Raw genomic sequence first — 18,985 nt, forward strand, 5'->3', positions numbered from 1 at the left:
GGTTAGTGGCCTGCCTTGCGGTAGCGGGAGAAGATCAGGAAGACGAAGAATGGGACGCCGACGATGGCCGTGATGATGCCGATCGGGATCACCAGGCCTGGTTTGACGGTGATGGAGACGGCGTGCGCGGCGGTGAGCAGCAGCGCGCCGGCCGCGGCGGAGGCGGGGAGGTAGAACTTCTGGTCCTCCCCGACCAACATGCGGGCGATGTGGGGGCCGACCAGTCCGATGAAGCCGATGACACCGGCGAAGGCCACCGAAGCTGCTGCCAGCAGGGATGCCACGATCAGGGTGGTGACGCGCAGGCGGGAGACGTTGATGCCGAGGGAGGCGGCGCGGGCGTCGCCAAGTCGGAGGGCGGTGAGCCGCCAGGCGTTGAACACCACGAACGGGATTGCGGCGGCAAGGAGGACGCCGATGATGCCGTCGGCGAGCCAGGTGGCGCGCTGCATGGAGCCGAGCGTCCAGAAGACGATCTGTTGCAGCGCCTCAAGCGTTGCGCCGTACTGCATGAGCGACAGCAGCGCCTGGAAGAAGAAGGACAGGGCGATGCCGAGCAGGATCATGGTTTCGGCGGCGGCGCCGCGCCACACGGCTGCTGCGGCGACGACGGCCACCGCCACCAAGGCGGCCAGCGCAGCGGCGAGCGCCAGGTTGAACTGGGGGTGCGCGATCAGGTTGATGCCCAGCACGATCGACATCGCGGCGCCGAACGCGGCCGCCGCCGAGATGCCCAGCGTGAACGGCTCCGCGAGCGGGTTGTCCAGGATGGTTTGCATCATCCCGCCCGCAAGTCCCAGGGACGCGCCGATGAGCAGCGCCATCACCGAGGCCGGCAGGCGCAGGTCCCACAGGACCACGGAGGCTTGCTCGGGTGCGGTGTTGGGGTGGAGGAGGGCGTCGAGAAGCTGGGAGGCGCTGAGGTTGATCGGGCCGACCACCGTGGCAACGACGAAGCTGACGAACGCGACGAGCAGCAGCGCGCTAATCGCGATGAGTTTGCGTCGTCCTCGCTGGTGGTAGGCGCGGATCGCCTGATCTTGCTGGTTCATGGTTCCCCTACTGCTGTGCCTGGGCGAAGAACGCGCCGGAGTAGTCGAACGGCAGCCAGTCGGCGTGGAACTGTTCGAAGTCCTTCGCCGGGTCCATGTCAGCGAAGGATTCTGGGTGCAGCCACTTCGCGAACGCCTCCAGCGCGAACACGTTGTACGGGTTGTCGTAGAACTGGTGGTAGACGGCGAAGTACTTACCCTGCTTCGGAGCCTGCAGCAGGTCCAGGCCCGGAGTGCCCAGCGGGTTGTTCAGGGTTTCGGCGGCGCGCTGTGGGCTGGACTGGTAGCCGAGCTCGACGTGGCTGAAGGTGTCCGGCTGGTCGGGCTTGCGCGCCCACTCACCGCCGGTGACGATGAGGTTTTCGGGCTGCAGCTCGATCATCTTCTCGGCGCTGAACTGCTTAGAGTCGGCGGTGATGAGCTGTTCGCCCAGGTTGTTGCCGCCCGCGGCGGTGAGCAGCTGGCCGAGGTTCGCCTTGCCCGGGGTGCTGCAGCAGTCAACGAAGCCCGCGGCGGACCAGATCAGGCCGTCTTTCTCTCCGTCCTTTGCGACGGCCTCTTCGACCCGACCCTTGATCTCTTCGACCTTCGATTCGTAGAACTCGCCGTACTCCTTAGCGCGTTCCGACTTGCCCAGCAGGTCGCCGAGCAGCTGCACGGAGCTGACGGTGTGCTCGAGTGGGGACTGGCGGAAGTCGGTGAAGACGTACTTCATGCCGGTCTGGTCCATCTTTTCCAGGAGGCCGGATTCCTCGGCGACTTTCTTCTGGTCGAGCGTCATCACAACGACGTCCGGCTCCTGCGCCATGAGGGTCTCCAGGGAGACGTCACCCTTGCCGATGTTGCCGATCTCCTGCGCCTTCATGGCGCCCTCGCTGATTTCGAAGACCTTGTCCTTGAACGCCGGGGCGGCCTTGGTCAGGTCGTTGCCGTAGGCCACGACGTGGTCGAAGGGGTCCCCGCCGAGCAGCGCGGTGGCGAAGACGCCACGGCCCTCGCCGAGGACGATGCGCTCCGGCGCGTGGTCGAAGGTGACTTCGCGGCCGGTGACGTCGGTGACGGTCAGCGCCTTGTCCGCCTGGGTCGGCTCGGCGGATGGGGTGGTGTCGGCGCTGTCGCCCGAGCACGCGGCGAGTGAGGCGGCCGCGCACAGTGCGACGGCGCCGGTCATTGCTTTACGCAGGATGTTCACAGTGGTTTCCTTGCCGTAGTAACATTTGTTCCAATAGAGCGGAACAACAATATATCAGGCAAGCCTTACCTAACAAGCCTGGCGCGTAGTTGGGGCACCCCCTTCGCCCCCGGCACCTCCACCCACGAGTAGGACAGATAGCTCACCACCAGGCTCAACAGCACCGTCAGGGTGAGGGCGGGGACGAAGTGGGCGTCGAAAAGCCCTACCCCCAAGATTGGGAACACGAAGTAGAGCACCGCCATGTGCCACAGGAACAGCGAGTACGACCAGCGGCCCAGCAGTTGCGCCGGGCGGGTGCACAGGGCGGTGCCGTGCAGGCGCGGCGCGAGCGCGAACGGCACGATCCACAGCGCTGCGAACAGCGCGCCGAGCAGCACCCGGACGTTGAACTCGGCGGCGCTCGGGTGCTCCAGCCCCGCAGGGCCCAGCACCCCGCCCGCCCACGCGACCGGCAACGACAACGCCGGGAACACCCAGCGCAGCCCCGGCACCCGCAGCCGCCACGTGTGCCCGGCGCGCTCCGCCTCCGCGCACAGCAGGCCCACCGCGAACCACGGCGCAAAGGAGATCGGCCAGATCTGCAGGTTTAGCTCCCCCGGCGTCTGCTCGGGGGCGGGGATCAGGTGCGGCCACACCAGGGCGGCCGCCACCGCCACCGCCAACACCACGGCGCGGCCCCGGCGCCCGCACGCTAGGTAGGCGGGCAGGACCAGGTAGAACGCCACCTCGACACAGAGGGACCAGTGCTGGGTGAGGCCGTCGATAAGCCCGCCGGGGACGTAGAGCTGCGTAAGCGTCAGGTTGGCCAGAAGCGGGCCGGCGCGCACCCCCGCCAGTGGCGGCAACGTCACCACGATGATCGCCACGGACACCACGTACGCAGGCACAATGCGGGCGACGCGACGCCAGTAGTACTCGCGCGCCGGGCGGGGCTCGCCGCGCGCCAGCAAAAACGCCGACAGCGCGAAGAAGACGGCCACGAAGTAGTCGAAGCGCGCGAGCACCGGCGAGTCGGTGGCCGTCTGGAACGCCACGTGCGTCACCACAATGCCGAGCGCCGCGATACCGCGCAGGCCCGCCAGTTCCGGGAGTACGTTAATGTTTCTGATGTGGACATTGTAAGCAAACGGCGCCTGGGCATCTGCGCCGCCATCATCGCGGTGTGCGTGGCGCTGAACTTCCTGTCCCCGCTCATCATCAACCACCAGCGGGTGCTCGCCCCCACCGAAAGCACCCTCCTTTTCGACGGCCCCTCCGCCCTCACCCGCACCCTCCTCATCACGGAGGGTCCCTCGGAGGAGCACCCGAAGAAGAAGGCGCTGACCATGTCCGCCACCGTCCGCAACGAGGGCACCGTCATCGCCGAGGACTCCTTCGAGGTCAACCCGGCCTCCGCCTACCCCACCAGCGGGCGCCAGGGCCTCGGCTACGTCCTGCCGTACAACCCGGAGCGCCGCTCCTACCCGTTCTACGACCCGCTTGCGGACCTCGTCGTGCCCCTGGACTACCTCGGCGCGGGCTGGGTCGCGGGCCTGGAAACCTACAGGTACACCGCCACCATCGACGTGCCCGAGTACCACGCCGAGCGCACCATCGACGTCGAGCGCCGCACCGGCCGCCTCCTCGACGAGTCGTGGACCATCACGCGCGGCCCGCTGCAGGGCCTCTACACGCTCAGCGACGAGTCCAAGGCCACCGCGGCCTCCGCCGCACTTCACGACGTCCACATCCTCAAATCCCTCCAGGTCATGGCGTTTGTAACCCGCCTGGTGAGCGCGCTCGCGCTCTTCTACGCCTTCGTCCTACTGGTGCGGCGCCGCCGTGATTAAGGGGCGTCTGCTCTCCTGGCTGCTGTTCGCCTACGCGGCGGCCCTGGTCCTCGGCGTGACCTGGCCGTTCCTCGCGCCGGGCGAGGCGCTCGCCTACCGGGACATGCTCGTCCTGCCGGACATGGCGCTGACCCGCGCCGCCCTCGGCTTCGGGGACTTGCCCGCCCGCAACGTCCCCCAGGACGCGCTGCTCGCTGTCCTCCCCTTCCCAGTGCTGGCGGTGCGCGCGCTCGTGGTCGGCGCCGCCGCCGCTGCCGCGCGGGCTGGCTGGCGGATCGGGCGTAACGGCTGGGGCCGGTTCGCGGCGATCACGGTCGCGGTGTGGAACCCGTTCGTCGTCGAGCGCCTGTTGCAGGGGCAGTGGTCGGTGGCGGTGGCCGCCTGGCTGCTGCCGCTGGTGGCACTTGGCGCGCGCGGCAGCATCGCTGCCCAGTGGGTGTGTTCGCTGACCCCAACCGGCGCCATCGCGGCCGCCCTCCACTCCAGGCGCTGGCTGTTCAGCGCCCTGACCTGCGCGCCCTGGATTGTCGCCGGTGCAGTTGCCGCTTTTAGCGGCGGACAGGGCACATCCTCGGCGCAGGCCGCCGCCATGTTCGCCCCGCGTGCGGAGGGGAGCGTCGGCACCCTCGGTGCACTGCTCGGCCTGGGCGGGATCTGGAACGCCCACGCCGTACCCGCCTCCCGCGCCTCCGGCTTCGCCATCTTCGGCGTATTGCTTTTTGCCGTACTGTGCCTGGCGTGGCGCCACGTCCCGCGCCGCCTCCTCGTGCTGGCGGGCCTCGGGTTTGCACTGGCGCTCGCGTCGTGGGCAGGCTGGCTCACCCCCATCATCCAGCACGTTCCCGGCGGCGGCCTCCTTCGCGACGCCCACAAACTCCTCATCCTCGCCATCCCCGCCTACGTCACCGCCGCCGGCAACCTGCCGGGGCTTCGCGCCCAGCTCGCGGGCAGTTTCGCCCTCCTCCAGCTTCTCGACGCCCCCTTCGCCCTCTCCGCCCTCACCCCAGTTCCGGCCTCCTCCCTCCCGATCCCGCACGTCGACGACCAGGGCCGCGACGTCTTCTTCGTCGACCGCCCCACCCTCACCCGACGCGCCGACGGCGCCACCATCGTCGACCCCGCCCCCAAAATCATGAACGTCGTCGAGTCCGGCGCGCTGCGCATTGGCGACGTGGAAGTCGACCCGCCGTCCCCGCGCTGGTCCGCCCTTAACGCGGATGTGGGGCTTGCCGCCTCGATGGGCGTCGGCGTGGTGGTGTACCCAGATGGCCGCTCGGTAAACACGGGTGCTGCGCCCGTCGGGCTGCCGCCGCTTGGCCTCGGACTGTTCGGTTTGTGGTGCGTCTCGCCCCTGATTGCGGTATTGACCAGGCGTATTAGATAGTTGGGGCGCGCCCATTATTGGAAAGGTTGCAGCATTTGCGCGGGCAGGTTAAAGTGAACTCCAGGTAAACAAGAGTTTAACAAGGAGCGTAATCATGCAGATTCAGTTCAACACCATCCAGAAGCGCGTACTTCGCAACATCCGCCACGACCTCATCGAGGCCTGGACCCCACAATTCAGCGAAGCTGAAATCAACAACGCCTTCGACGCCGTCCTCGCCGAGCACTGCAGCACCGCAACCGTCGAAGACTTCATCCCCGTCCTCGTCGAAGCCGAGATGCTCAACCGCCTGCGCGCAGGCAGCCTCCTCGCAGCCGCCTAAACTCCGGCTCGCTCATACTCAACGCGCTCTGTCCCACCCCATCCCCCTTCCTCCTATATGTGAAAAAGTTCCCGCGCCCTGCGTCCGGGAACTTTTTCGCGTTTTCGGGGGTTTCGGAGCTCACCTCCGAACGCGTTTCCCCAGGTCACGTCGTTCGCTCGCTCGAGCCCGCTGAAATAGTTCCCAAGCTCGGGAACCATTTTGCGTTTTGCAGCTGCTCTAGTCGACCGACGTAGTGTTTCCCCAGGTCGCGACGACTGACCACAAAGAAAGTTCCCAGGACCACGGGATAATGGAAAACAAGGCACATGCCTAGGAACAAAAACCGGGGCACTTCACCACCATCTTGTTGAGGCCAATGGCTAGGGTAAAAGCGGATTCCGTACTTTCCACCCTGCAAAATGGAAATCTCCATCCTAATACATGATTCTGCTGTTGAATCTGCCAAATAGAAGGGCTGATCAGGTTCGTAATACCACGTTTCAGGCCCTCCAGCGATGCACTCACCAGTGGAGCGCCCTCATATGGGAAAACAGAAAGACAAAAGCATCAAACGTTGAGTACTAGTTCAACACTTGATGCTCTTTCTGTGAAACATTCAGTCAGTGAGCTGAATGGTCAGAGTAGGTTTTCCGAGTCTATTTCTTTCCATCGTTGAGCTGCCGTGCCACGTTGTTTAAATGCGCTTACGAGGTCGCGAGCTACTGCGGGATGTCCTACGATGTGGCTTACTTTTGATAGTAGTTCGTTACTATCAGTCGCTTCTGAGTTGAGGAAATCTAGGATTTCTTGTCGAGCCCTGTATTCTTGTTCGAAGGTGAGGTCATGGCATAGGCACGCTTTATCCCACGCTTTATGCTCTTCGGGGGCTGAGCTGAGTAGGATTGCGAGCCGTCCTTGGTTAAGTTCTAATTGGGAAATGCGATGCTCGATATTGTCCATGTTTTTATAGGGCCAGCCAAGCAATAACGTCTGCGATCATCAGCGAGTAGGACGTACCGACGATTGGTTCTAGGGCTGTTGTGAGCTTTTCTTTCACGATGTGGTGCTCCAGATCCTCCGTAGATATTGGCAGTGGTGCTAATAATGATAACTTCTACCGAGCTATCGCGCAGGCCGAATTTCGGCGATCTAAGATTGCTTCGGTCACCAACCTTCAACTTCCTCACACCTAGTGAACGGGGTGAAGGAAGTCAATTGAAGTGCCCCCAGATTTTCCCATCTGCTCAGACGGAACAAAACCTGGGGCACTTCAGTCTTTCCAAAGGGAACGAAGAATGTCGGCAACATCGACTACGTAGCGGGTTGGTTCATCAAGGCCGCAGAGTACATGGGCGACCACACCGTACGCACGGCATTCGTATCGACCAACTCGGTTGTCCAAGGCGAACAGGTAGCAAACATTTGGTACCCAATCACCCAATTGGGCTTCCACATTGACTTCGCGCACGACACCTTCCGTTGGGCGAACGAAGCAAGTGACCAAGCTCATGTCTTCTGCGTCATCGTGAGCTTTTCAAAGCAAAAGGTCACCCCGCGCCTATTCCACTACGAGACGCCAGACTCAAACCCGATGGATCTCCACCCGAGCCGCCTCAACACATACCTGGCCAACGCGCCGGATATTTTCGTCTGGAATCGCAATAGGCCCCTTTGCGACGTACCTGTCATCGGCATCGGCAACAAACCAATTGATGATGGAAACTATCTCTTCACCGAAGAAGAAAAAGACGAGTATCTTGCCAAAGAACCGTTCGCTTCAAACTTCCTCCACCCTTGGGTCGGTTCTCGCGAATTCTTGCAGGGCAAGAAGCGTTGGGGACTTTGGCTGGGTGATGCGAGTGCCGAGGACTTCAAGAAAATGCCTCTGGCAAGAGAACGAGTTAAGCGAGTTCAACAGTATCGAGCAGCCAGCACCAGTGCACCCACCCGGAAACTTGCTGATACCCCCTCGTGATCGTGGGAATGATTTCAGAGTCCTCCGCTCACCCACCCACTACTGCTACCGTTAATTCCGGTTCACGCTGATGGCCCTACACGGTGATGTGAGCGTGACTCCCTCTGTCGGTGCGCGGTAGGCCCGCGCGTGACGTGGGCTGCCCCGTGTGCCTTGTTTGGCGAGGGACAACCCTACGACGTTAGGGAGGTAGAAGATGGGTAAGCACTCATTGGATACACCCGGTCGCAACGGAAAAGACCTTGACGCCACGAAGCATAGCTGGCTTGATGTGGCAGTCAAGGTCGTAACACTTGCGACCGTAACCGTGAAGTTCATTTCGGTGATACTTCACATGGGTCGTTAGGCCCGAGAGCCTCAACTATCTGCAACTAGTTGGGGCTCTTTTTATAGAGCAGCGACAGTCCGGCAATGAACCACGCTGTCACCTCCGAGGCTACCGAGCGCTCACCACTTTCGCAATACCTTTTCGCCAAACCACACTACTGCTCACGTTATTTTCAATCCGAATAACCCTCCACGGCGTATGGTGGGTCCGAGCGCCGTGAGCTGTTCCACTGATCAGTGTCGTCCCCACCCGACGAGCTTTCAGAATGAAACTCAGACTGAATAAGGACGGCCGTAATTGATGTTCACGTTACTTCGTTCTGTGAAGGGCGACAGTAAGAAGTCACTCTCCCACGGGCATGGGACCCTCCACAGGTACGTGTCATCACCCAAATAACCGTCTTCGTCTAATGTTTGTTCACGCTCCGGCCGAGGACGCTCGATTCCGAGTAAACTCTCAGGGACGAAAGCTTTACGCCCTACAGGATCCCACCATTGAATGTCGTGATTCCAGTAGTCTTCGTCCATAAAAGATCCGGTAAAATGGACGAGGATTTCACTTGGCACAGCTCCAGAGTGAGAGAGGTTGTCGATAGGAATGTCCTCGTACCATATTTCATGGTTTATCAGTTTCCCTTCTTCGATCCAGCCGAGGATCGTATTTTCCTCAAAACTAGCTCCCGCCAAAACCTGTAAAGACTTGCGAGGGTCGTCTAGAAATAAACGTTTCACATACGCCAGGTAGATACGCGGCGAAGGAGTCACCCGGGAACCACTGTTAGCCATGCTCGGGATTTTACTCTCCACGACGCGCGTTGGGTCGCTATATACGCGAACGCGAAACATGCTCCTCACCCTCAAAACCACTCAAAGCGTGGGATTCAAGGAGTGCGATGCAGGTCGCGCTTTCTCACCCCACCGGGTCGATTTTCGGCGACCAGCATCGCACTCCTTAAACACCTCGACCGGAACGAAACCGGAGCAAAACCGGACCGAAACCTGCCCCGAAACCAGCCACGAAACCAGACCCGAAACCGGCACCAACCCCAACGCCCCCAACCTGCTATCGTGGTGCACAGGCCACTCAGCGAGCACCAGCCCGACCGGTTTCCTCGGGCGCAATTGGAAACCACCCAAACCTGTAACCCGGTGGCTTTCCGGGTCCCTGTGATTGATCCCTAAGCCTGCACAAGGTACACGGGTACAGTGCACATGAGAATTGGGAACTACCACGGTGCTGGGGGTGGCCGCCTATTTTTTGAAGGAGGATGCGATGTTGTTGGCAGAGGCGCTGGCGAAGCGGGCGCAGGCACAGGATCGGCTGAATGAGTTGGAGCGTCGTTTGACGCAGAATGCGCGGATCCAGGAGGGGGATACCCCGGTGGAGGATTCGGAGGCGTTGCTGCAGGAGTCGGCGTCGGTGCTGCAGAGCATTGAGACGCTGGTGCGCCGGATTAACCACACGAATGCGTCGACGCCGTTTGAGGGGGACGCAACGTTGACGGATGCGATTGCGCGTCGGGATGCGTTTTTGCGCGCTCGGAGGTTTTATAGCGCGGTGGCTGATGCAGCGTCGGCACGCGCGGATCGGTATTCGGCCTCCGAGGTGCGGTATGTGTCCACTGTGGATGTGGGCCAGTTGCGCGCGATGGCGGATAAGGCGGCGAAGGAGTACCGGGAGCTGGATACGAAGATTCAGCAGTTGAACTGGTCGACGGAGCTGCTCTAAGGGCGCGTGAGAGAGTCGATGAACTGGGTGAACTTGCGCCCAGTTTCCGCCCACGAGTAGGTCCCGGCGCGCTGTTGCGCCTGGGTGCCGAGGGTGTGGCGGAGGGGGGCGTCGTCAAGAAGGTGGGCGACTTCGGCGACGAACTCGGCCTGCGTTTCCACGAGCATGCCGGTTTCCCCGTGCTGTACTGAGTCGGCGAGGCCGCCTGCCCCCGCGTAGCCGATGGTGGGGACGGCGTGTTGGGCGGCTTCGATGACGGCGATGCCCCAGCCTTCTTTGGCGCTGGGCATGAGGTGGAGTTGCGCGCGAGCGAGCAGGGCGTGTTTGTGGTCGTCGGCGACGTGGCCGTGGAAGATGACGCGCTCGCCTGCAAGGTCGCCGGCGTAGTCGCGGAGTTGGTCTTCCCACCAGCCGGAGCCGATCACGTCGAGCACCACGTTGTCGAGGGCAGCGACGGCGTCGATGGCGTGCTCGATCTGCTTGTGTGGCACGAGCCGGGAGAGGGTGACCACGTGGGTGCGGCCGTCGTCGGCGAGGGTGGGCAGTTCGGCGGGCACTGGGTCCACTCCGTTTTCGATGATGCGGATCGCCGCCGGGTCCACCCCGAGCGCCTCCAGGTCGCGTTTCGAGGCCTGCGAGACCGTCACATACGGCGCCCAGCGATACACCCGCGGCGCCACCTTGGATTCCAGCCACCACCCGAACCGCCCGATGATCGGCCCAGCCACCGGCCACTGTTCCTTGTGGCAGTGGTGGGTGAGCAGCACGGTCGTGGCCCGCGAGTAGAGGCGTGCGAAGAAGGGGATGCCGTTTTGGGTGTCCACGATGACGTCGGGCCGGTGCCGCCACGCGGCGAACGGCGCGAGCAAGTAGACGCTGTATTTGCCGCCGGCGCGCTCGAAGCGGATGCCGTTTCGACGGGTAATGCGCGGGGCGTCGGTGTGTTTCGCGGTACGGTAGATCACCTGGTGGCCGGCGGCCGCGAGTGCTTCGCCGACGCGTTCCAGGTACGCCTCGGAGCCGCCACCTTGTGGGTGGGTAGAGTCGCGCCAACACATCAGCAGTATCTTCATTGTCATGTACCGTACCCGCCACCTGGCCACCTTGGCACGTTCGTTGCGCTTGTTGCGCTCGTTTCGCTATGAGCAGTTCCGGCCCCGCATTTTCTACGAGGGGTTGGCCCGCGACACCTACCAGCTTCTCGACGCCCTCTCCTCCGACCTCACCGCATCCCCCCTGCGGGGCAAGTCGGTGTTAGACGTGGGCGGTGGGCCGGGCTATTTCGCCGAGGCCTTCGCGGACACGTTCTATGTGGGCGTGGAGCCGAGCGTCTCGGAGCTGTCCGCCGCCGGTATTTCCGGCTACGGCTCCGTTCGTGGCGACGGCACCGCGCTCCCCTTCGCCACGGACTCCTTCGACGTGGTGTACTCCTCCAACGTTGCCGAGCACATCCCGGATTGGCAGACGATGGCTGAGGAGATGTTGCGGGTGGTCAAGCCCGGCGGCCTGGCGGTGCTGAGTTATACGGTGTGGCTGGGCCCTTTCGGCGGGCACGAGACCGGTCTGTGGCAGCACTACGTGGGTGGCGAGTTCGCCCGTTCGCGCTACGTGGCCGCTCACGGGCACGAGCCGAAGAACAAGTGGGGCGAGTCCCTCTTCGCGGTCTCAGCGAAGGAGGGTGTGGCGTGGGCGGAGTCGACCGGCAGGCTCCTCGCTGCGTTCCCGCGCTACCACCCACGCTGGGCCTGGTGGCTCACGCGGGTGCCCCTGCTTCGCGAGTTTGCGGTTTCCAACCTGGTGGTCGTGCTGCGGGGGTAGGATACGTAACCATGAAACTCCCCATCCAATTCCAAGCCCCGTCCATTTTCGCAGCCGTGTTGGCGGTGGTCTCCATCGTGGTGGCCGTCGTGATGGGCGAAACCAACTCGAAAGCGCCCGTCGTGCAGCCTCGTGGCGAGCAGTCAGTCATCCAGGTAGTCACCGAAGATGGCAAGTCAGCGGGCGTATGCTCACTCGGTGGCCTGCGTCAGGAAAAGGTGCACTACACCGACAAGAACTCCGTCTACTACTGGAAGCTCGAGCCGGGGGAAGAACGCATCGACGCGTCCTGCCCGAGTGTCGCGGCGCTGTCCTCCGGAAAGACACGGCTGGAAGGCCACGCGCAGGTCAGCAACTTTGATCAACCGCAGGTCGTCAAAATTACTGTTCGCTAAGTTCACATAAGCAAAGGCCCGCCACACGGCGGGCCTTTTACCTTAGAGGCTTACTGCGATTTACTTCGCGGCGTTGACGCGCTCCTCGAGCTTGTCCAGCTGCTCGAAGATTTCTTTCGGAACGCGGTCGCCGAGGCCAGCGAAGTACTCGCGGGCATCAGCGACGTCGCCCTCCCACAGCTTCGGATCCGGGTAGAGGGCTTCCTTGACGTCCTCGATTGGCTCGTCGAGGCCCTCCAGGTCCAGGTCTTCTGCGCGGGCGGTGTAGCCGACCACGGTCTCGTCTGCGCCGACGCGGCCTTCGATGCGGTCCACGATCCACTTCAGGACGCGGGAGTTCTCGCCGAAGCCTGGCCACAGGTAGCGGCCATCCTCGCCGCGGCGGAACCAGTTCACCAGGAAGATCGCCGGCATGCGGTCCCCGCCTTCGCGGCCCATGTCGATCCAGTGCTGGAAGTAGTCACCGACGTTGTAGCCGATGAACGGCAGCATGGCCATCGGGTCGTGGCGCAGGGAGCCAACCTTCGCCTCTGCGGAGGCTGCGGTCTGGCCGGAGGAGAGCATTGCACCGATCATGGTGCCGTGCTCCCAGTCGTGCGCCTGGGTGACCAGCGGCACGGTGTCCGGGCGGCGTCCGCCGAAGAGGATGGCGTCGACCTTGACGCCCTTCCAGTCGTCGTACTCCGGTGCGGCGGTTGGGCACTGTGCGATCGGGGTGCAGTAGCGGGAGTTCGGGTGGGCGGCCTTCTCGCCGGACTCTGGGGTCCAGTCGTTGCCGTGCCAGTCCACGAGGTGTGCTGGGGCGTCGCCGTCCATGCCTTCCCACCAGACGTCGCCGTCGTCGGTGAGGCCGACGTTCGTGAACAGGGTGTTGCCCGGCTCCATCGTCTTCATGGCGATTGGGTTGGACTTGTAGTTCGTGCCAGGTGCCACGCCGAAGAAGCCGTTTTCTGGGTTGACGGCGTAGAGGCCGTCCTCACGCAGGTGCATCCAGGCGATGTCGTCGCCGACAACCTCGGAAGTCCAACCCTCGAGGGACGGGGTGAGCATTGCCAGGTTGGTCTTGCCACACGCGGACGGGAATGCGCCGGTGATGTGGTAGACCTTGCCCTCTGGGGAGGTGAGCTTCAGGATGAGCATGTGCTCAGCCATCCAGCCCTCTTCCTTCGCCATGACGGACGCGATACGCAGGGCGAAGCACTTCTTCGCCAGGATTGCGTTGCCGCCGTAGCCGGAGCCGTAGGACCAGATTTCCTTGGTCTCTGGGAACTGGGAGATGTACTTCGTCTCGTTGCATGGCCATGCGACGTCTTCCTGGCCTGGCTCGAGCGGTGCGCCGACGGAGTGGAGGCACGGTACGAACTTGTCACCCTCGATCTTGTCCAGCGCTTCCTGGCCCATGCGGGTCATCACACGCATGGACATGACCACGTATGCGGAGTCAGTGAGCTGGACGCCCAGCTTCGGGTCCGGGTCGCTGATTGGGCCCATGCAGAACGGCACAACGTACATGGTGCGCCCCTTCATGGAGCCGCTGAAGTGCTCGCGCATTTCAGCCTTGAGCTCGGCTGGGTCGCGCCAGTTGTTGGTTGGGCCTGCGCCGTCCTCGTCTTCGGTGGCGATGAAGGTGCGAGACTCAACACGTGCGACGTCGGAAGGGTTCGAACGTGCAAGGAAGGAGTTCGGGCGCTTCTCTTCGTTGAGCTTGATCAGCGTGCCCTTCTCCACCAGCTCGGCTGCGAGGCGGTCCCACTCTTCCTGGGATCCGTCCGCGAAAACCACCTTGTCCGGGTCAAAGAGGTCGACAGCGTCGTTGATCCAAGCAATGAGCTGCTCATTGTCGGTTGGTACGTTGCCTTCGATGCGCTTCACGGCAGTGGTCATAATCTCTCCTGGTCAAAATAGACAAACCTCTAGGTCCCAAGCCTATCGAAATCACGGTTACGCTGGTCTGCCTCCAGCTTTTCGACGCCCACCCCGGTCATAACCAGTGACATACTTCATAGATACGACCAAGAGTGAGCATGTAAATGTGCCCCGAAAAGGGGTGTGCCCGAACGGTGAGACGTCAATAAATATGGGCCGTACGCAGCAAAAACAACATTCTTTCACCGCGCAAACCCGAAAACAAACGTGACCGGACCCACATTCACCCTATTTTGGGGGTAAATGGGGGAATTGCATTTCACCACACCGTGTGGACAATGAACACGATGAACATGTCTGAGAATCCACGCCCCGGCATGGGCGAACTGCCCCACGGGCGGCCCCCACAAACTGAATTTGATACCGGCCTGGACTACCCGCGCCTCGGCTCGGTGACGTTCCGCCGCGGCACGCTGACGGACAACCAGGAGGCGCTCTTCGAGGAGCACTGGCCGCGCCTGGGGCAGATGCTCAGCGACACCCCCATCGACGTCGACGAGTGGTTCGGTCGCACGGGCCACCCGACGATCCTCGAGATCGGCTCAGGCACCGGCACCTCCACCGCGGCGATGGCGCCGCTGGAGGCGGACACCAACGTGATTGCGGTCGAGCTGTACAAGCCGGGCCTGGCGAAGCTGCTCGGCTCCGTGGTGCGCGGCGAGATCGATAACATCCGCATGGTGCGGGGCGACGGCGTCGAGGTGCTGGCCCGCATGTTCGGCGAGGAGTCCCTCGACGGGGTGCGCATCTTCTTCCCGGACCCGTGGCCGAAGGCGCGCCACCACAAGCGCCGCATTATCCAGTCAGGCACGCTGAACCTTATCGCGACGCGCCTGAAGAAAGGCGGCGTACTGCACGTGGCCACCGACCACGCCGACTATGCCGAGTGGATCGACGAACTCGTCAACGTGGAACCCATGCTGGAATACAAGGGTTGGCCGTGGCCGGAGGCGCCGTTGCTGACAGACCGTCAGGTCATCACTAAATTCGAGGGGAAAGGGTTGGAAAAAGACCATACGATCCGCGAATACCTCTGGGAGAAGAAGTAAACCATGCAGGACCTGCAGGACAAGACGCACCCCTACACACCAGGGGCCGAACCCGGCCCAGAAACCTACCTGCTTGTCTGGGACGCACCGAACCTTGACATGGGGCTCGGCGCGATCCTCGGCGGGCGGCCTTCCGGGTCGCAGCGTCCGCGATTCGACGCCCTCGGCCACTGGCTGATCGGGCTCGCGGCGAAGGCCTCGCAGGACACCGGCTCCACCATCGAGCCGGAGGCCACCGTGTTTACCAACGTCGCCGCCCACAACGCCGAATCGGTCCGCCCGTGGGTGGACGCGCTGCGCAACGTGGGTTTCGCGGTCTTCGCAAAACCGAAGACTGCTGAGGATTCGGACGTCGATCAGGACATGCTCACCCACATCCGCCGCCGCCTCGACGAGGGCGTGCTGCGCGGCGTCGTCGTCGCGTCTGCCGACGGCCAAAACTTCCAAGAGCCGCTCGAACAGCTCGCGGAAGACGGCCTGCCCGTGACCGTCATCGGGTTTCACGAGCACGCCGCGTGGGCCGTCGACTCCCCACTTCTGCGCTTCGTGGACCTCGAGGACATCCCGAACGTCTTCCTGGAGCCGCTGCCGCGCATCAACCTGGAATCCCTGCCGGACGGCGGCGCATGGCTGCAGCCATTCCGCCCACTGACCTCGTTGCTGCACAACACCAAGGAAAAGTAGGAGCTGGCCGTGTTTTACAGGTGGGGACATTTCGCGTACCGGCAGCGCAAGGTGCTGCCAATCGTGGTCATCGCGGTGATCGTGGTGCTGCAGGTGCTCTTCGGCTCCAAGCTGGGCGAACGCCTCTCGCAGGAAGGCTGGGAGGACCCCCGCGCGGACTCCACCACGGCCGCCACCATCGAGAACGACACGTTTGGCCGCGACAACGCCGGTGACGTCATCCTGCTCGTCCGCGCCCCACAGGGCGTGGCCGACCCCGCCGTGTTCAACGAGGCCAACCGACAAATCGAGGCCTTAAAAACCCAGTTCCCCGACCAGATCGACCACATCACCAGCTACTTCTCCGCGCCGAACCAGCAGCAGATCACCGAGGACGGCACCGCCGCCTTCGCCGCGATCGGCCTGGCCGGCGACGGCGAGCAGACGCTGAAAGACTTCCGCACCATCCAACCGGCACTCAACGACATCACGCTGCCCGGGGACGCCACCGTGCAGATCGCCGGCGCCACCGCCGTCGCGGACGCGCTGGACACCGGCATGGCCAACGACATCGCCCGCGCCGAGAAAGTCGGCCTGGTGTTCGTGGCCATCATCTTGCTGTTCGTCTTCGGTGGCGTGGTCGCCGCGGCAATGCCGCTGATCGTGGGCATCCTGTCCATCATCGGCTCCCTGTCGCTGCTGTCCATCCTGGCGCAGTTCCAGCAGGTCAACATCTTCTCCCAGTCCATCATCACGCTGCTCGGCCTGGGCCTGGCCATCGACTACGGCCTGTTCATGGTCTCCCGCTTCCGCGAGGAACTCGACCGCGGCGTGAGCACCGAGGAGGCTGTCGCCGCCACCACGACCACCGCCGGCAAGACCGTGTTCTTCTCCGCGCTGATGGTCGGGGTGGCGCTGTCCGGCCTGCTCATGTTCCCGCAGGCCTTCCTCAAGTCCGTGGCCTACGGCGCAATTAGCGCTGTGATGCTCGCCGCGGTCATCTCCGTGACTATGCTGCCGGCGCTGTTCGGCATGCTGGGGCCGAACATCGATAAGTGGTCGGTGCGGCGCACGTCGCGAAGGGGGCGTCGAATAGAAGACACCGTGTGGTACCGGCTTCCGGCGTGGGCGATGCGCAACTCCAAGAAAGTAGTCGTCGGCGCGACGGGCGCGCTGCTGCTGCTCACCGTGCCGATGGTCGGCATCACCTTCGGCGGCATCAACGAAAGCTACCTGCCACCCAACCAGGAAACGCGACAGGCGCAAGACGCCTTCAACGAAGAGTTCCCGGCGTTTCGCACCGACCCGATCAAGCTCGTGGTCACCAACGCGACCAACGAGCAACTCGTGGACGTGGTCCTGCAGTCCCGCGAAGTCACCGGCCTAGCCAAGCCGCTGTCCCCGTCCCAGGCGACGAAGGACGGCACCACGGTGCTCTCCGCGCCGCTGACGGACCGCAACGGCGGCCAAGCAGTCGTGGACCAGCTGCGCGCCATCGAGGCGCCAGAAGGCGTCGGCGTCTACATCGCGGGCACCCCGGCCATGGAAGTCGAATCCATCGAGGCCCTCTTGGAGCGGCTGCCCTGGATGGCGCTCTACATGGTGCTGGCCACGTTCCTGCTGATGGCGCTACTGTTCGGGTCGCTGATTCTGCCAGCGAAGGCCGTCATCATGAACGTGCTCGGCATCGGCGCCACCCTCGGATTCCTCACCCTCGTCTTCGTTGACGGCGTCGGCTCCGGCCTGCTCAACTTCACCCCAGGCCCACTGATGAGCCCAGTGCTGGTGCTCATCATCGCGATCCTCTACGGCCTGTCCACCGACTACGAAGTCTTCCTCGTCTCCCGCATGGTCGAGGCCCGCCACAACCGCGCCACCACCGACCAATCCATCAAGTACGGCACGGCACACACCGGCGGCATCATCACCGCGGCCGCAGCCATCATGATCGTGGTCGCCGCCGCTTTCGCCATGAGCGACATCGTCATGATGAAGTACATCGCATTCGGCATGATCGTCTCCCTGGCCCTCGACGCCACCATCATCCGCCTGCTCATCGTGCCCTCCGTCATGCACCTGTTGCGCGAGGACAACTGGTGGGCACCACGCTGGGTCAAGCGCGCCTACCGCAGCCTCGGCGAAGGCTCCAGCTCCGTCCCGCTTGTCGACGCCCCCTCCGACCCCACCCACACCCCCGTCGACGAAGCGATCGCCCTCGACCCCTCCCCCGCCCGCGCAGGCAGGACCGTCAACGAAAACGCTGACCTGGTCCCCTTCACGGAACTGATGCAGGAACTCGAAGCCCGCCGGGCCCTCGAGCAGCTCAAGAAGCGTGAACTTGAACGCTAAGTGGCTGCGCTGGACAGCACCCGTCGTCATCCTGATTGTCGGCCTGGTGCTGTTTCGCGACCGCCTCCCCTTCCTCGGCGAAGCCTGGACCACGCTGCGCCGCGCCGACCTACTGCCGCTCGTCGGCGCCGTCGCCACCGCGTTCGGCGCCATCGCCGCCATGGCCGCCGTGATGCTGGTGCTCCTCAACATCGAAGGGCGCATCGCCACCCTGCGCAACTGCATCAACATCACGCTCGCCTCCAACGCCTGGTCCACCACCGTCCCCGGCGGCCCGGCACTCTCCGCGTGGCTGACCTTCCGCGTCCACCAGTCCTGGGGCGCCTCCACCGGCCTGTGCGCCTGGTTCTTCGTCGTCTCCGGGGCGTTGTCAACTGTGTGGATGGCGCTCATCGGCATCAGCGCCGTCGTGTTCATGGGCGCCCGCCTCTCAGTATGGGCCCTGGCCGGATCACTTTTGGGCACTGCGGCCGTCGTCGGCGCCCTCTACTGGGCCACCCGCAACCCAGCCGTACTGAAACGCTGGCTGCGCTTCCTTCCCGAGCGCGTCGCCACCAAAGCCAGCGGCGTTGTGGACCAAGTCGCCGCCATCCAAATGTCACGCCGCCGCTTCACCGCAGCTGCCGCATTCTCCCTGCTCAACCAGGTCCTCGACCTGGCCGTGCTCTACTTCTGCGCCTGGTCCGTCCTCGGCACCGCCCCAGGTTTCAACCCCGGCCTCAACGAAACCTCCGCCATGGGCATCACCCTCGCGTTCATCATGACCAAACTCGCCGGCGCCGCCCAAGTCACGCCCGGCGGCGTGGGCACCGTGGAGGCCATCCTCGCCGGCTCCCTGGTCACCGTCGGCCTCACCCTTGTCGACGCCACCGCCGTCACCGTCCTCTACCGACTCATCTCCTTCGCCCTCATCACCGCCATCGGCTGGGTCGTCCACACGGCGGAGTACGCCGGGCGCGGCTACATGCTGGGCAAGGCGTGAAGTCGGTC

Annotated in this window: 18 protein-coding genes; 12 read left to right on the forward strand and 6 right to left on the reverse strand. The window is 63.5% G+C overall.

Annotation, left to right across the window (positions count from 1 at the left end):
• Positions 1-2: 2 nt before the first annotated feature.
• The 3 genes from HMPREF3170_RS10740 to HMPREF3170_RS10750 all read right to left on the reverse strand — a co-directional run bounded on the left by HMPREF3170_RS10740 (position 3) and on the right by HMPREF3170_RS10750 (position 3,452).
• Entirely contained in the window at positions 3-1,052 is a 1,050-nt protein-coding gene (locus HMPREF3170_RS10740) for a FecCD family ABC transporter permease (protein WP_070479613.1), read from the reverse strand.
• 7 nt (positions 1,053-1,059) lie between these two features.
• Complete coding sequence (locus tag HMPREF3170_RS10745) at positions 1,060-2,244, reverse strand: ABC transporter substrate-binding protein (protein WP_070479615.1); 1,185 nt, start codon at positions 2,242-2,244, stop codon at positions 1,060-1,062.
• A 65-nt stretch (positions 2,245-2,309) separates the two neighbouring features.
• Positions 2,310-3,452: an acyltransferase family protein gene (locus HMPREF3170_RS10750; RefSeq protein ID WP_083290992.1), complete on the reverse strand. Its 1,143-nt coding sequence runs from the start codon at positions 3,450-3,452 to the stop codon at positions 2,310-2,312.
• Between HMPREF3170_RS10750 and HMPREF3170_RS10755 the strand changes: the two genes are divergently transcribed.
• From HMPREF3170_RS10755 to HMPREF3170_RS11775, 5 genes are all read left to right on the forward strand, one after another.
• The gene (locus HMPREF3170_RS10755; protein WP_141742288.1) at positions 3,414-4,076 is read left to right on the forward strand and encodes a porin PorA family protein; all 663 of its coding nucleotides are present in this window, start codon (positions 3,414-3,416) and stop codon (positions 4,074-4,076) included. The two genes, HMPREF3170_RS10750 and HMPREF3170_RS10755, sit on opposite strands and share 39 nt — an antisense overlap.
• Positions 4,077-4,425: 349 nt before the next feature.
• Positions 4,426-5,460, forward strand: a complete 1,035-nt coding sequence (locus tag HMPREF3170_RS11605) for an MmpA family trehalose lipid delivery protein (RefSeq protein ID WP_246814974.1) — start codon at positions 4,426-4,428, stop codon at positions 5,458-5,460.
• A gap of 94 nt (positions 5,461-5,554) precedes the next feature.
• Complete coding sequence (locus HMPREF3170_RS10765) at positions 5,555-5,782, forward strand: three-helix bundle dimerization domain-containing protein (RefSeq protein ID WP_070479620.1); 228 nt, start codon at positions 5,555-5,557, stop codon at positions 5,780-5,782.
• Between the two features lie 1,222 nt (positions 5,783-7,004).
• Positions 7,005-7,739, forward strand: a complete 735-nt coding sequence (locus tag HMPREF3170_RS10770) for a DNA methyltransferase (RefSeq protein ID WP_371327498.1) — start codon at positions 7,005-7,007, stop codon at positions 7,737-7,739.
• Positions 7,740-7,935: 196 nt separating this feature from the next.
• Entirely contained in the window at positions 7,936-8,085 is a 150-nt protein-coding gene (locus HMPREF3170_RS11775) for a hypothetical protein (RefSeq protein ID WP_168161646.1), read from the forward strand.
• 254 nt (positions 8,086-8,339) lie between these two features.
• On the opposite strand, the gene HMPREF3170_RS12005 is transcribed toward HMPREF3170_RS11775, so the two are convergent.
• Entirely contained in the window at positions 8,340-8,852 is a 513-nt protein-coding gene (locus HMPREF3170_RS12005) for a hypothetical protein (RefSeq protein ID WP_246814975.1), read from the reverse strand.
• A gap of 487 nt (positions 8,853-9,339) precedes the next feature.
• Between HMPREF3170_RS12005 and HMPREF3170_RS10780 the strand changes: the two genes are divergently transcribed.
• The gene (locus HMPREF3170_RS10780; RefSeq protein WP_070479719.1) at positions 9,340-9,795 is read left to right on the forward strand and encodes a DIP1984 family protein; all 456 of its coding nucleotides are present in this window, start codon (positions 9,340-9,342) and stop codon (positions 9,793-9,795) included.
• Here HMPREF3170_RS10780 and HMPREF3170_RS10785 read toward each other — a convergent pair.
• Positions 9,792-10,868: a glycosyltransferase family 4 protein gene (locus HMPREF3170_RS10785; protein ID WP_070479720.1), complete on the reverse strand. Its 1,077-nt coding sequence runs from the start codon at positions 10,866-10,868 to the stop codon at positions 9,792-9,794. The genes HMPREF3170_RS10780 and HMPREF3170_RS10785 overlap by 4 nt on opposite strands.
• Before the next feature lie 4 nt (positions 10,869-10,872).
• On the opposite strand from HMPREF3170_RS10785, the gene HMPREF3170_RS10790 reads away from it, so the two are divergent.
• Together HMPREF3170_RS10790 and HMPREF3170_RS10795 are read left to right on the forward strand one after the other, a co-directional pair.
• On the forward strand, positions 10,873-11,613 hold the full coding sequence (locus tag HMPREF3170_RS10790; protein WP_070479626.1) for a class I SAM-dependent methyltransferase: 741 nt from the start codon (positions 10,873-10,875) through the stop codon (positions 11,611-11,613).
• Positions 11,614-11,624: 11 nt separating this feature from the next.
• Positions 11,625-12,008: a hypothetical protein gene (locus HMPREF3170_RS10795; protein ID WP_070479627.1), complete on the forward strand. Its 384-nt coding sequence runs from the start codon at positions 11,625-11,627 to the stop codon at positions 12,006-12,008.
• 60 nt (positions 12,009-12,068) lie between these two features.
• Here HMPREF3170_RS10795 and HMPREF3170_RS10800 read toward each other — a convergent pair whose 3' ends face one another.
• Positions 12,069-13,892 carry a phosphoenolpyruvate carboxykinase (GTP) gene (locus HMPREF3170_RS10800; protein ID WP_083290995.1) on the reverse strand — a complete coding sequence of 608 codons (1,824 nt, stop codon included), beginning with the start codon at positions 13,890-13,892 and terminating at the stop codon, positions 12,069-12,071.
• Between the two features lie 329 nt (positions 13,893-14,221).
• Here HMPREF3170_RS10800 and trmB point away from each other — a divergent pair, with 329 nt between their 5' ends.
• From trmB to HMPREF3170_RS10820, 4 genes are read left to right on the forward strand one after another with little or no spacing between them, the layout of a single operon-like run.
• Positions 14,222-14,983: a tRNA (guanosine(46)-N7)-methyltransferase TrmB gene (gene trmB, locus HMPREF3170_RS10805; RefSeq protein ID WP_070479629.1), complete on the forward strand. Its 762-nt coding sequence runs from the start codon at positions 14,222-14,224 to the stop codon at positions 14,981-14,983.
• Between the two features lie 3 nt (positions 14,984-14,986).
• Positions 14,987-15,667, forward strand: coding sequence for an NYN domain-containing protein (locus HMPREF3170_RS10810; protein ID WP_070479631.1), 681 nt, complete (start codon positions 14,987-14,989; stop codon positions 15,665-15,667).
• 9 nt (positions 15,668-15,676) lie between these two features.
• Positions 15,677-17,995, forward strand: coding sequence for an MMPL family transporter (locus HMPREF3170_RS10815; RefSeq protein ID WP_070479633.1), 2,319 nt, complete (start codon positions 15,677-15,679; stop codon positions 17,993-17,995).
• On the forward strand, positions 17,979-18,977 hold the full coding sequence (locus HMPREF3170_RS10820) for a lysylphosphatidylglycerol synthase transmembrane domain-containing protein (RefSeq protein WP_246814976.1): 999 nt from the start codon (positions 17,979-17,981) through the stop codon (positions 18,975-18,977). Before HMPREF3170_RS10815 ends, HMPREF3170_RS10820 begins: the two co-directional genes overlap by 17 nt.
• Positions 18,978-18,985 lie beyond the last annotated feature (8 nt).

It is taken from the genome of Corynebacterium sp. HMSC08D02 (genome assembly GCF_001807505.1).
In the GTDB taxonomy this organism is placed as follows: domain Bacteria; phylum Actinomycetota; class Actinomycetes; order Mycobacteriales; family Mycobacteriaceae; genus Corynebacterium; species Corynebacterium pseudogenitalium.

What these genes read in the sequence shown, in the direction of transcription:
- trmB (WP_070479629.1), top strand. Translation starts at nt 14,222, where the DNA reads ATGAACATGTCTGAGAATCCACGCCCCGGCATGGGCGAACTGCCCCAC.
- HMPREF3170_RS10795 (WP_070479627.1), top strand. Translation starts at nt 11,625, where the DNA reads ATGAAACTCCCCATCCAATTCCAAGCCCCGTCCATTTTCGCAGCCGTG.
- HMPREF3170_RS11775 (WP_168161646.1), top strand. Translation starts at nt 7,936, where the DNA reads ATGGGTAAGCACTCATTGGATACACCCGGTCGCAACGGAAAAGACCTT.
- HMPREF3170_RS10740 (WP_070479613.1), bottom strand. Translation starts at nt 1,052, where the DNA reads ATGAACCAGCAAGATCAGGCGATCCGCGCCTACCACCAGCGAGGACGA.
- HMPREF3170_RS10810 (WP_070479631.1), top strand. Translation starts at nt 14,987, where the DNA reads ATGCAGGACCTGCAGGACAAGACGCACCCCTACACACCAGGGGCCGAA.
- HMPREF3170_RS10765 (WP_070479620.1), top strand. Translation starts at nt 5,555, where the DNA reads ATGCAGATTCAGTTCAACACCATCCAGAAGCGCGTACTTCGCAACATC.
- HMPREF3170_RS10790 (WP_070479626.1), top strand. Translation starts at nt 10,873, where the DNA reads ATGTACCGTACCCGCCACCTGGCCACCTTGGCACGTTCGTTGCGCTTG.
- HMPREF3170_RS12005 (WP_246814975.1), bottom strand. Translation starts at nt 8,852, where the DNA reads ATGGCTAACAGTGGTTCCCGGGTGACTCCTTCGCCGCGTATCTACCTG.
- HMPREF3170_RS10800 (WP_083290995.1), bottom strand. Translation starts at nt 13,892, where the DNA reads ATGACCACTGCCGTGAAGCGCATCGAAGGCAACGTACCAACCGACAAT.
- HMPREF3170_RS10785 (WP_070479720.1), bottom strand. Translation starts at nt 10,868, where the DNA reads ATGAAGATACTGCTGATGTGTTGGCGCGACTCTACCCACCCACAAGGT.
- HMPREF3170_RS10780 (WP_070479719.1), top strand. Translation starts at nt 9,340, where the DNA reads ATGTTGTTGGCAGAGGCGCTGGCGAAGCGGGCGCAGGCACAGGATCGG.